The organism is Rahnella sp. GSA61A (genome assembly GCF_019969905.1).
Classification (GTDB): domain Bacteria; phylum Pseudomonadota; class Gammaproteobacteria; order Enterobacterales; family Enterobacteriaceae; genus Rahnella; species Rahnella aceris.
The window spans coordinates 13684-27049 of the sequence record NZ_JAHXYO010000001.1; the positions used below are offsets into that span (position 1 = coordinate 13684).

The 13366-nt window shown below is 50.0% G+C and carries 11 protein-coding genes; all 11 read left to right on the forward strand.

Annotated elements, in window-relative coordinates:
* The first annotated feature begins 587 nt into the window (after positions 1 to 587).
* Positions 588 to 1739: a methionine adenosyltransferase gene (gene metK, locus LC431_RS00060; RefSeq protein ID WP_112150883.1), complete on the forward strand. Its 1152-nt coding sequence runs from the start codon at positions 588 to 590 to the stop codon at positions 1737 to 1739.
* Positions 1740 to 2512: 773 nt separating this feature from the next.
* A complete protein-coding gene (locus LC431_RS00065; RefSeq protein ID WP_314520656.1) occupies positions 2513 to 2998 on the forward strand; it encodes a hypothetical protein in 486 nt (161 codons plus the stop codon).
* A gap of 80 nt (positions 2999 to 3078) precedes the next feature.
* Complete coding sequence (locus LC431_RS00070; protein ID WP_013576817.1) at positions 3079 to 3582, forward strand: fimbrial protein; 504 nt, start codon at positions 3079 to 3081, stop codon at positions 3580 to 3582.
* Between the two features lie 88 nt (positions 3583 to 3670).
* Positions 3671 to 6364 (forward strand): TcfC E-set like domain-containing protein, encoded by a 2694-nt coding sequence (locus tag LC431_RS00075; RefSeq protein ID WP_223509087.1) that lies wholly within the window; start codon positions 3671 to 3673, stop codon positions 6362 to 6364.
* Positions 6361 to 7485: a CfaE/CblD family pilus tip adhesin gene (locus LC431_RS00080; protein ID WP_223509089.1), complete on the forward strand. Its 1125-nt coding sequence runs from the start codon at positions 6361 to 6363 to the stop codon at positions 7483 to 7485. Before LC431_RS00075 ends, LC431_RS00080 begins: the two co-directional genes overlap by 4 nt.
* Positions 7486 to 7496: 11 nt before the next feature.
* Entirely contained in the window at positions 7497 to 8612 is a 1116-nt protein-coding gene (locus LC431_RS00085; RefSeq protein WP_112197168.1) for a CfaE/CblD family pilus tip adhesin, read from the forward strand.
* 55 nt (positions 8613 to 8667) lie between these two features.
* Positions 8668 to 9417, forward strand: coding sequence for a fimbria/pilus periplasmic chaperone (locus LC431_RS00090; protein WP_166860732.1), 750 nt, complete (start codon positions 8668 to 8670; stop codon positions 9415 to 9417).
* A gap of 308 nt (positions 9418 to 9725) precedes the next feature.
* Positions 9726 to 11120, forward strand: a complete 1395-nt coding sequence (locus LC431_RS00095; protein WP_013576822.1) for a sugar porter family MFS transporter — start codon at positions 9726 to 9728, stop codon at positions 11118 to 11120.
* Between the two features lie 90 nt (positions 11121 to 11210).
* A complete protein-coding gene (locus LC431_RS00100; protein ID WP_037033267.1) occupies positions 11211 to 11732 on the forward strand; it encodes a SprT family zinc-dependent metalloprotease in 522 nt (173 codons plus the stop codon).
* A 93-nt stretch (positions 11733 to 11825) separates the two neighbouring features.
* Complete coding sequence (gene endA, locus LC431_RS00105) at positions 11826 to 12539, forward strand: deoxyribonuclease I (RefSeq protein WP_013576824.1); 714 nt, start codon at positions 11826 to 11828, stop codon at positions 12537 to 12539.
* Positions 12540 to 12626: 87 nt separating this feature from the next.
* Positions 12627 to 13358, forward strand: a complete 732-nt coding sequence (rsmE, locus tag LC431_RS00110) for a 16S rRNA (uracil(1498)-N(3))-methyltransferase (RefSeq protein WP_112150887.1) — start codon at positions 12627 to 12629, stop codon at positions 13356 to 13358.
* Positions 13359 to 13366 lie beyond the last annotated feature (8 nt).

A 13366-nucleotide genomic window follows, 5' to 3' on the forward strand; every position in this document is an offset into this window, starting at 1 on the left:
ACCTGTCTGTAATCAGGCTGTCTGAAACATCGCAGAGATGACAGACGCTTTTCTGAATGAAGGTCTGAAAGAAGTGCTGCAGAACGCAATAAAGGCTGCAGGGGATGCTGTTGAAATGTTACAAACGGTAAAAAGTGGGTCATTAAACTAACCACCTCCACACGTGCCACGCATCACCCGCGGGCATTCGAGCTGAGAAAACAGTAATTACTGGAATACGCTGCTTCTGCAGGCCTGCAGAAATGTGCATAGCGCGCGCCGTTTATACCGATAACACGCTGTAAATGCAAAATGAAAATGCAGTACAAATAGTTTCAGACCGTGAATATCACTGCAAACCCGCACAATAACACCCACTCCGTCACAAAAATGACTGGCATTCAGAACGCCTGCTATCCTAAAATAGCCATCCAGATGTTAATCCGTCCACACGCTTGGGTGGTTTAACGCGCAAACTGCTTCAAGGCTTTGCCTAATGGGGACATGCAGGACGCATTGCGACAATGGCGAGCTCTGCTCCTCATCTGCCAGTCTCCCCAGTGCTATGCAGTGATATCTAACCCGTCGTATGTAAGGTAAAGAACATAATGGCTAAACATCTCTTCACGTCCGAATCCGTTTCGGAAGGACATCCAGATAAAATCGCTGACCAGATTTCCGACGCGGTACTGGACGCAATTTTAGAGCAAGACCCAAAAGCACGTGTTGCATGTGAAACTTATGTCAAAACCGGCATGGTCCTGGTTGGCGGTGAAATCACCACCAGCGCATGGGTCGACGTTGAAGAAATCACACGCCAGACTGTTCGTGAAATTGGTTATATCCATTCCGACATGGGTTTCGACGCCAATTCCTGCGCAGTGCTGAGCGCTATTGGTAAGCAATCTCCGGATATCAATCAGGGCGTTGACCGTACTGATCCGCTGGAACAAGGTGCGGGCGACCAGGGTCTGATGTTTGGTTATGCGACCAACGAAACCAGCGTACTGATGCCAGCGCCTATTACTTATGCTCACCGTCTGGTGCAGCGTCAGGCTGAAGTGCGCAAATCAGGCACCCTGTCATGGCTGCGTCCGGATGCGAAAAGCCAGGTCACTTTCCAGTATGACGAAGGCAAAATCGTCGGTATCGATGCCGTGGTATTGTCTACTCAGCACTCTGAAGACATCTCGCTGAAAGATTTGCAGGAAGCGGTGATGGAAGAAATCATCAAACCTGTCCTGCCAGCAGAATGGCTGAACGCCGGTACCAAATACCACATTAACCCGACTGGCCGTTTCGTTATCGGTGGCCCGATGGGTGACTGCGGTCTGACCGGTCGTAAAATCATCGTGGATACCTACGGCGGCATGGCCCGTCACGGTGGCGGTGCGTTCTCTGGTAAAGATCCGTCGAAAGTTGACCGCTCAGCGGCCTACGCGGCACGTTATGTGGCGAAAAACATCGTGGCTGCCGGTCTGGCAGATCGTTGCGAAATCCAGGTGTCTTACGCTATCGGCGTGGCAGAACCGACTTCCATCATGGTGGAAACCTTCGGTACCGGTAAAGTCTCCAACGAACAACTGACCCTGCTGGTGCGCGAGTTCTTCGACCTGCGTCCGTACGGTTTGATCCAGATGATGGATCTGTTGCACCCTATCTATAAAGAAACCGCCGCATACGGTCACTTTGGTCGTGAACATTTCCCTTGGGAAAAAACCGACAAAGCCGCTCAGTTGCGTGAAGCCGCAGGTTTATAAGAAACCCACGCGTCATAAAATCTCTCAAACCCCGCCCCAGGCGGGGTTTTTTATTGCCCCTTATTCCCCTTTCGTTTCTTATTCCTTTCTTTTTCGCCCTTTAAATACCCAAACAGCTTACAACAACCGTTAACCGAAGATGTTATATCTAAATGATTTTAATGGATAATTTCAAAATCACGTTTATATTCATTTAACTTAATACATCATGTAGATGTGCGCCAGTTTGAAATTAGCCGTCTTCATTTAGTTAACATTCACGATTATAAAAACAAAATAACGAATAAAATCCCTTCATAATCATGAAAGTGAAAATCATGCCAAATGTTATATTTATGTTGAATATCATTTATAGCCAAATAAATAACACAAATAGCTAATTTGCATGCCATTGACCTGAACATTCATTGAATCTATTATTCACCCCATCGAAAGCAACCAAACAAATATCAAGTAAAAGGAATTAACGAAATCTTCTTCAGGATAGCGACTTATTAAACATTGAGAAAATGACAATGCCATTAACAAAATTGAAATCATGGGTAATGATTTTAGCGGCTTCCCCATTACTTTTATCAGCATCATCATTTGCAGGAATAAGCGTCTACCCTATTTCGGTTCCTATGCAGAAAAGCGGTGGTGCACAAATTAGCGTAACAACAAACTCCGCCACCACGGAATATGTAAAAACGACGGTAAAGAAAATAAATAACCCGGCAACGCCGCAGGAAAATGAAACAACAATAACTCAGTCATCTGGTAACGGTATTGTTGTGACACCGGAGAAATTCGGACTGGCACCCGGCACCACCCGAATTATACGTCTGATTAATATTCAGCAACCGCAAACAGAAGAAGCCTATCGCGTTTACTTTGAAGGTGTTCCGGGGCTGAATAATAACGGTGGGAAAAGTGACCAGAAGAATCAGACCAAACTCGGCATCAGCATGATCTGGGGCGTACTGGTTACCGTCCCGCCTGCCGCACCGCGACTAGACTTCACGCTGGATCCGGCGACTCGCGTGGTGAGCAACACCGGCAATATTCATCTTAAAATTAACAGTATCGGTTTATGTCCTCAGCAACTCACTGATGACGGATGTAAATGGAGTAAACCGGTAAAAAATAGCATTTACCCTAATCAGCGCGCAACGTTATCTCCGGAATTATTTAAAGGAAATAATTACCGTGTGGTGAAAGTGAAATACTTCAACTGGACAGATAAAACCGTTGGCGTAAAAGAATTCAGCGCAAAATAGATCTCATTATTTTACGTAAAGAATAACTCTTGTTATAAACCCCGCATAGCAATATGCATCTTCTTAATTAGGAATTAAAAATGAAATCAATTATCAAACCACTGCTGGTCACTGCAATCATGGGCTTCGCTATTAACGCTTCTGCTGTACAGAAAGATATTACTGTGACTGCAAACGTTGACGCCACTCTGGATATGACCACTGACACTGGCGAAGTATTACCTTCTACGATGGAAATGACTTATATGCCTGGCGTAGGTCTGGAACCTGTTACACAGATGACCAAGATCTATTCTAACGATGCTGAAAAAGATGTGAACATCAACCTGGCAGGTACCCCGCAATTAATGGATACCGTGGGTACCAACCCAAATATCCCACTGACTGTTAAATACGGCGAACTGACCCTGACTCAGGCTCAGCAGACCATGGCTGCAACTACCCTGTTCCCGAACGGCGATACCACTAACGGTTCCATCATTCAGCCTCTGAAAGTCAGCCAGACCACTCAGGCACCTGTTGCTTCCGGTAACTACAGCGGCGTTGTCAGCGTGGTACTGACTCAGGCAACTGAAACGCCATAAGCGTTCATTCCACCTGAATCACTCCTCATCGGCCTGTTAATCAGGCCGATTCTTTTCACCTCCCAGATTTTTGAATAAAGGAAAAATAATGAAACCTAACTTGAAAGTGTCACTTTGCTTTCTGGCAATTCATTTTGCTTTATTCAGCAATCTTGCTTTAGCTGGCTCTGACGTTCCTCCGGGTTTCGAAGAGCTGGTCTCAGGTCAGAACGTCTGGCTGAACGTCAATCTGCTCGGCCAGTCTGCCGGCTTATTTGAAGCCAGCGTCACACTGGAAACCGTACAGTTTAAAGACCCGCAGGCGGTACTTACCGCACTGAATCTGCCGCTGAAAACAGGCACGCCGGATTACCAGAAAATGCTGGCGACCTTGTCTGCGCCGCTTCCCCGCCATGGCAACCTGGCCTGCAGCAGCAATGCCGACGCCAGGGGCTGTGGTTATCTGGAAACCGACTCGCTGGCGCTGATTTACGATGAAAACAACAGCGCCGCCGACGTCTTTGTCAGCAAAGCACTGGTGCCTGATGCTGATAAAAAAGCCCTTTATTACACCCCGACCGCGCAGACTGAAAATGCCTTAATTCATCAGCAAACCCTGAACGTGGCAGCGCAGGATCAATACCAGAGTCTGTCACTACAAGGCGCCGGCGCACTGGGCGTGCTGACCAGCGGCTATGTGGGTTTTGACTGGTCGCTTGATTCTTACAAAAGTGACGACAGTGACAGCCAGACAGTATCTGTCGATGATCTCTATTTCCGCCAGAGCTTAGGCAAGCGCCACTACGTGCAGGCCGGACGCATGGACTCACGCGACCTTTCCAGCAATCTGGGCGGTAATATCAGTTTCTCGCTGTTACCGCTGAATGCGATCGATGGCGTCCGGGCGGGCAGTTCCCTGAGCTACCTGAATCTTGATGAAGCCAGCAAAGGTTCACCGCTGGTGGTACTGCTTTCCAGCAAATCCCGCGTCGATGCTTATCGCGGCAATCAGTTGCTCGGCACGTTTTATCTCAATAACGGTTCAAATACGCTGGATACCGGCAACTTCCCGAGCGGCAGTTATGCCGTCACCCTGCGAATTTATGAGAATAACCAGCTCGTGCGCACCGAAACCCAGCCGTTTACCAAAACGGGCGGGATCAGTGACGGGCATATGCAATGGTTTGTACAGGCCGGTGAAACGGCAGATAACAAAGTCGTCAGCTCAACAGATGACGAAGAAAATGACAGCACATCACGCAAACCGGTGATGCAAGCCGGTGCGCGTCTGCCGGTGTTTGCCGAGCTGACGGCGACGGCAGGTATTGCCAATACCGATAATGAAAATTATGGCGAAGCGGGCCTGCAATGGACACACGGTTTTAACGGAAAAGTGATCGACGGCGTGCTGGATATGCAGACCAGCGTGTTTAGCGGCACAGACGGTTCCAAAGGTAACGTTGAGCAAATCAGCTACAACGACGGTTTTTCCATGAGCGTCTATCGCAATGCCGCATACGGTAAAAGCTGCACCAGTGCCGATGTCGGGGAAAATGATTATGCGGATATTGGCTGCTACGAATCAATTAACGCCACACTTTCCGTGCCGGTTAAGGGCTGGTCTGCCTCTCTGGGCTACACTTACAATAAAAATACCAGTCTCTCACCGGACTCTGCGACGTACGATCCTTCAAAACCTTTTGAAGACAACATGATCAACAATACCGAATCGCAGAGTACATCCAAAACCTTGCAACTGAGCCTGAATAAAAGCTTCAACTGGAAACAGATGACGATCACCACGCGTTTTGGTGGCTACCGTCGTCAGAGCAGCAGTGACAGCGATAGTGACAAAGGTGTCTACGTCGGCTTCTCCCTGTCACGTAATACGCCAAAAGATGCGCAGCTTCGCAGCAGCAACACTTCATTCAGCACCGATTATCAGGGCAGCCAGAACGGCGATGCGCAGATGACGTATAACGCCAGTCAGAACTGGGACTGGGGCAGCAATAACGACCGCGAACTGGGTATTGACGTGGGCGGCACAGATACCGATAACGCTAACGCCTCGGTTCATGGCCGTCTCAATGGCCAGTATGGCGAAGGCGAACTGACCGTTTCCGACAGCTATGACAATGAGCAAAAAACCCATCAGGGCGCAGTGACCGGCAGCTACAGTTCTTCCGTTGCGGTATCTAAATCCGGCTTCTTCTGGGGGCCAGGCGGTACAGGCTCACCGGGTGCTGCGGTAGCTGTGAAGGTGAAAGGCAGTAATGAAGAAGAGGCGGATGCCGCAGATGACGCACTGATCGACGTTTCAGTTCAGGGCGGCGGCGCGGCCCACATGAAACAGAACAGCAAAGCGTTATTCCCGGTGACCGGTTTTGAAGAAGGCAAGGTGTCCGTTGATGAAAGCCGTGATGTCAGTTCAGGTAGCCAGGCCAGCATTACACAGGGCGCAGGCAGCCAGAAATTGTTCCTCCTGCCGGGGAAAATGAAAGTACGCGAAGTGACGATGGAATCGCATTATACCTATGTCGGACAACTGGTTACCGCCACGGGTGCCCCCCTCAATGGCGGCAACATGCTCAATGCCAATGCTTTCAGCAGTTCGGAAGATGGCGGCTTTACCGCAGAAATGACGTCATTAGCAAAAACGCTATATGTCAAAAACGGTGAGCAGAATTACCAGTGCGCAGTCACCGTGCAATCAAGCCGCGATGTCGTGCGTTATGTCGGTAAAACATTGTGTAAACCGGTTCAGCCTGCGGATTTACCTGCTGCGATTCGAGAAAAAAAATGAAACATAAACAACTTCTGACTGCTTTATTTATTTTACTGAGCACCCTGTTAGTCACGTTGTCCGATGCTCAGGCTGACACGGTTGCTCCGTTGGATCACAGCATCAATACAGAACTGAACATCGCGAAGGGTACCGCATCAACGGTAAATATCTGGACACAAGAAAGCGGCGGATACGACTCGACTAATTCCGGTCGCTGGGGCCTTAACTACTGGGCCTGCACGTCAAGCACCAGCGATGAACATGGTAAATGCCCAACGGGTAAAGGCGGATATGCCGCCTATCTGCCGGTTTATCTTAAATTTACGGAAAAGCGCAGTGGCGCAACGCAGACTCTCGAATTGCAGGGAATACGCGAAGCCTACTGGTATAACGGAAATTGCGCGATGTATGGCGATCCTAAGCCCATGAATCAAAGCGCACAAAACTCCTGCAGCGGTGATTCAACAGATGGTGTTAACTTAACCCTGAAAATCCCTGCCGCCGAACTCAATAAGTTACCGGTTGGCGGCATCTGGACTGCTCAGCTAAAAATTCTTCTCCATAACAGCAGCGAAACCGAGGTTTATCACTGGGATTCCAACATCACAGTCAATCTCACCGACAACAATAACCAGCAAATCTATTTACCCGAATTTGGCGAAGCCGCACCGCGTGTTGACCTTAACCTGCGTCCATTGCCCGGCACTAAAGGTAATCAAACGCAAATGAACGGCTCGGCTACTATAGATATGTGTTTGTACGATGGGTATGGCTCGAACAGTACCAGTTTCACCCTGAAATTTGACGATCAGCAGCAGGGGACAACCCAGCGCAATAACGGATACTTCTCTATTTATTCTGATCACGGCGACACTAATTTGGATTCAGGACGCATTGATTATTATGTGCGAATGCAGGCACCCGACGGCAAATACGTCAGCGTAATACGCGGTGATGATCTGGTGATTTCTGATATTCAGACCGCTCATATCCGGCCTGTACATCTGCCCGGGATCCCACAGGCAGTATTGTGTGTTCCTGCGCCACTGGAACTCAGCACCAAGACAATGGATATCAACAGTAAACAAGCCGGGCATTATACCGGACATCTGATTGTGAATTTTACACCGCAGCTTTAAGGAAAGTGAATATGTCCGTTAAAAGAGCATGTTTTTTTGCACTGTTTGCCACTCTGGCACCTGTGCTGACAATACTGCCAGCACTTGCAGAAAGCGTGCCTCCTGCCGGACGAGATACGCCTGTAAGCGCAACTTTTGACAGAGGAACACCGCCCAGTACACTCGGCATCTGGACGCATGAAAGTGGAGGTTATGACACCGAAGACCCGAGGTTATGGGGGAGAAATAACTGGCGGTGTTTATCAAATACGTCTCCGGAGACCGGGCAATGTAAAAGTGGCGAAGCCAAAAATGCGAATGGAGACTGGGGAGCAACAGGGGATACGCTTATTCCTACTCTCTTTACTGAGAAGAAGAGCGGCCTGCAAGCCGTTATTAATCTCAAAGGCTACCATTCGAGTTCGGCAGATGGCACGCATTTTTTAGTCACTGCGGGGGCTGACAACGGTGCCAAAGAAACCTTTCTCTATATGTTTATCAACGGGGATGAATTGAAAAAACTTCCGGTTGGCGGAGTCTGGGAAGGTACACTGGCGCTGGATCTGTGGCAGTGGTCCCCGGGTAAAAATCTGGCCAGATGGACAGCGCACATCACCCTCAACGTCACTGACAATAACAACCAGCAAATCTATTTACCCGAATTTGGCGAAGCCGCACCGCGCGTTGACCTTAACCTGCGCCCGCTGCCCGGCACTAAAGGTAATCAAACGCAAATGAACGGCTCGGCTACTATAGATATGTGTTTGTACGATGGGTATGGCTCGAACAGTACCAGTTTCACCCTGAAATTTGACGATCAGCAGCAGGGGACAACCCAGCGCAATAACGGATACTTCTCTATTTATTCTGATCACGGCGACACTAATCTGGATTCAGGACGCATTGATTATTATGTGCGAATGCAGGCACCCGACGGTAAATACGTCAGCGTAATACGCGGTGATGATCTGGTAATTTCTGATATTCAGACCGCTCATACCCGGCCAGTGCATCTGCCCGGGATCCCACAGGCAGTATTGTGTGTTCCTGCACCACTGGAACTCAGCACCAAGACAATGGATATCAACAGTAAACAAGCTGGGCATTATACCGGACATCTGATTGTGAATTTTACGCCGCAGCTTTAGGAGATTCTCCTGGCAACGGATTGCACTTCATCACCGCATTCACGTAAGGATTTTTATGCGCAGATCACAAATACAAAGGCGGGTCTCAGACCTGAAACTGCTCCCGTTACTGATGCTGACCATACCTGTCCTGTGTTTTGCCAACATCACCGTTTCACCGATGAAAGTAACGCTTAACGAACAACATGCTGCTGCACTGGTCATCAGTTCTAAAAGCGAAACTACCCAGTATATTCAGGGAAAAATCACCGAGGTTCATAACCCCGGCACACCACAGGAAAGTGAAACGCCTGCACCACAGGGCGCACAAAACAGTCTGGTGGTCTCGCCGCTAAAATTTGGTTTGCCCGCCGGTAACAGCCAGCCGGTGAGGATCGTCGGCCTCGGTGAAAGCAACGAAGAAAAAATCTACCGCGTGCATTTTCAGTCAATGACTCCGGAAGAATTCAAAAACCCTGCCAGCAACAAAAATTTCACCAGCGAACTGAACCTGACCATTGTCTGGGGGGTCGTCGTCATGGTGCCGCCAGCAAAACCGGTCGCCAGACTGGGTTGGGATCCATCTACTCAGCAAATTACCAATACCGGCAATATCCATCTGCTGGTACAGCGTATTGGCCTGTGTGACAGCGATAAAAAGGAAGCCCGGTGCCAGTGGAAAGAGCTGAAGAAAAACGTCTATCCGGGCAAGCCATACACCCCATCGTTACCATTTTCGGCTTCAGCATCGTCTGAAAAAGTCCGAATTGAGTATTTCAACGATTACACTCAAAAGCAGGAAGCGGGAAGTTTTATGGCCAGATGATGGCTAAAATGAAAACGGTTACAGAAAATAATTTGTTATAAATTAATAAGTTATTTGTATATGTAAAAGTTTGAAACACTGTATTGATTGATATAAATCAATTTATGGGCTATTACTCTCAGGCACATCTCCTTCCTGTTACGCTATCCGTTTGAAACCCTTCAGAAACAAGATACCCAGCCACACCTATTAGTGTAAACGATTACAACACTGTGACCGGGTTCACGTTAAGCTGTGTGCAGGGTTAATAACATAACAGCCTAAGCATTATTACAAACTCAAAACGATTGCATTATTTTGGAGACCGGATGAACAACTCAACTTCGACCAAAGGAAAACGCTCGAACAAAAGCGTCACTTTCTTTGTCTGTTTTCTTGCTGCACTTGCCGGACTGCTGTTCGGCTTAGATATCGGCGTCATCGCGGGCGCCCTGCCCTTTATCAGCCATGACTTCCAGATTACTAACCACCAACAGGAATGGGTTGTCAGCTCCATGATGTTTGGTGCCGCCGTCGGTGCTGTCGGCAGTGGCTGGCTGAACTTCCGTCTGGGACGTAAATTCAGCCTGATGATCGGCGCAGTTCTGTTCGTTGTCGGCTCCCTGTGTTCCGCCTTTGCACCCAACACAGAAGTGCTGATTGTTGCCCGTGTTCTGCTGGGTCTGGCTGTCGGTATTGCCTCTTACACCGCACCGATTTACCTGTCAGAAATCGCACCGGAAAAAATCCGCGGCAGCATGATTTCCATGTACCAGCTGATGATCACCATCGGTATTCTGGCCGCATACCTGTCGGATACCGCGTTCAGCTACACCGGTGCATGGCGTTGGATGCTGGGCATCATCACCATTCCGGCATTGCTGTTGCTGGTTGGCGTCTTCTTTCTGCCGGACAGCCCGCGCTGGCTGGCCGCTCGTGGCGATGACGGTAAAGCACGCCGCGTACTGGAAAAACTGCGTGATTCCAGTGAGCAGGCAAAACATGAACTGGATGAAATCCGTGAAAGTCTGAAAGTAAAACAAAGCGGCTGGGGTTTGTTCGTTAATAACAAAAACTTCCGTCGTGCGGTTTACCTCGGCGTTCTGTTGCAGGTCATGCAGCAGTTCACCGGTATGAACGTCATCATGTACTACGCACCAAAAATCTTCGGCATCGCCGGTTTCGCCAGCACCTCTCAACAGATGTGGGGCACGGTGATCGTCGGGCTGGTTAACGTTCTGGCGACGTTCATCGCCATCGGTCTGGTTGACCGCTGGGGCCGTAAACCTACGCTGAAACTGGGCTTCCTGGTGATGGCAGTCGGTATGGGTGTGCTGGGTACTATGCTGCATATCGGTGTCGAATCCGATGCGGCGAAATACTTCTCCATCGCCATGCTGCTGATGTTCATCGTTGGTTTTGCGATGAGTGCTGGTCCGCTGATTTGGGTACTGTGTTCTGAAATTCAGCCGCTGAAAGGCCGCGATTTTGGTATCACCGTGTCTACTGCGACCAACTGGATCGCCAACATGATTGTCGGCGCAACCTTCCTGACCATGCTCGACAGCCTCGGCAATGCCAATACCTTCTGGGTGTACGCCGCGCTGAACGTGGTCTTCATCTTCATCACTATTGCGCTGATCCCTGAGACCAAAAACGTCTCACTGGAACACATCGAACGCAACCTGATGAAAGGTGAAGCCCTGCGCGACATCGGTAAGTAAGTTAGCAATAAATAAGCCTGCCATTCCTCCCCTGCAAAGGGGAGGAATTCCATATTGCATCTCTCCCCCGCCAGATTTATCCTTCGCCAGATGAAAACCTCACGTCTCCCCATCGCCCTGCAACAAGCCGTTATGCGCTGCCTGCGGGAAAAACTCCAGATGGCAAATCAGTTTTTTGGCACCGATTACACGGAGCCGGAAATCAGCTATCAGCAACGCGGCACCAGCGCGGGAAGCGCGTATCTGCAACACTGGCAAATCCGCCTTAATCCGGTATTACTGCTGGAAAATCAGCAACCGTTTATCGATGAAGTGGTGCCACACGAGCTGGCCCATTTGCTGGTATACCGCCGTTTTGGTCGCGCTCCTGCACCGCATGGCAAAGAGTGGCGCTGGATGATGGAACATGTGCTGGGTGTCTCAGCGAGCAGAACCCACAAGTTCGAAGTGGCATCCGTGCAAAGTAAAACCTATCCGTATTTATGCGCCTGCCGCGACCACCAGTTGACCGTGCGACGCCACAATAAGGTGATGCGCAAGGAGTCGGAATACCGCTGCCGCCATTGCGGCGAACTGTTACGTTTTAACGCTAACGGCATCACTAATTGCTGATTTTTCAATCACTCATTAGCAGCAAAGTCCCATTGTCACATCGCGCCGCATCCGTTACCCTTCCGGCCTTTTAGTCCTGGGTCTTTCAGAAACATGTTTCATAAAACGTTCTTATCTTTTCTGTTTATCAGTGCGCTGACACCGCTGAGCGCCTTCAGCCAGTCCGGCAACGCCATCAATAACTTCAGTCAGGCCAAAGCCGCTGCCGTGAAAATCAATCAGGGCGCGCCAACATTTTACTGCGGCTGCGATATCAGCTGGCAGGGGAAAAAAGGCACGCCGGATCTGCAATCCTGCGGTTACGCGGTACGTAAAAGTGAACAGCGCGCCAGCCGGATCGAATGGGAACATGTGGTTCCCGCGTGGCAGTTCGGCCACCAGATGCAATGCTGGCAGGATGGCGGGCGCAAAAATTGCGCGAAAAGCGCCGACTATCGCAAGGTTGAAACTGACCTGCACAACCTTGAACCGGCCATCGGTGAAGTGAACGGCGACCGCAATAATTTCATGTACAGCCAGTGGAACGGTGGCGAAGGTCAGTATGGCCGCTGTGAAATGAAAATCGACTTCAAAGCCAAAGCCGCCGAGCCGCCAGCCCGCGCCCGTGGGGCCATTGCGCGCACTTACTTCTACATGCGTGACCAGTACAAACTGAATTTATCCCGCCAGCAGACACAGTTGTTTACCGCCTGGGATCGCCAGTATCCGGTCACTTCATGGGAATGTGAACGCGATAACCGCATTGCCAGGGTACAGGGGAATCACAACCCTTACGTTCAGCAGGCTTGCGTGCAAAGAAAAAGCTAACCTACTATAGGGCACAATAGTCAGCGACAGGGCTGGCAACAGTTGCCAAAATAGCCCACTTCACCACTTTAAGGACAGCAGTCACACATGCGCATACCCCGCATTTATCATCCGGAAATCCTGACCGCTCACAGCGAGATTGCGCTGAGCGAAGATGCCGCCAATCACGTCGGGCGCGTTCTGCGTATGCAGCCGGGTCAGGCGATTCAGTTATTTGACGGCAGCAACCAGGTCTTCGAAGCCAGCATCACGCAGGTTGATAAGAAAAGTGTGCGTGTCAGCCTGAATCAGGGCGTGCTGGCGGATAATGAATCCCCGCTGAATCTGCATCTTGGTCAGGTGATCTCGCGTGGCGAGAAGATGGAATTCACCATTCAGAAATCTATTGAGCTGGGCGTGAATACGATTACTCCGCTGTTTTCCGAGCGCTGTGGCGTCAAACTTGACGGCGAACGTCTGGAGAAAAAATTGCAGCAGTGGCAGAAAATCGCCATTGCCGCCTGCGAACAGTGCGGACGTAACCGTATCCCTGAAATTCGTCCGGCGATGCAGCTCGAAGCCTGGTGCAACGAGCAGGACGACAGCCTGAAGCTGAACCTGCACCCGCGCGCCAGCCACAGCATTAACACCCTGCCGCTGCCGGTAAGCCATGTCCGCCTGCTGATCGGTCCGGAAGGCGGTTTATCCGCTGAAGAAATTGCAATGACCTCCGGCTACGGATTTACTGATATCCTGCTGGGACCCCGTGTTCTGCGTACAGAAACCACAGCACTCACCGCGATTACAGCCTTACAGGTTCGTTTCGGCGATCTGGGTTAAGAGGAAAC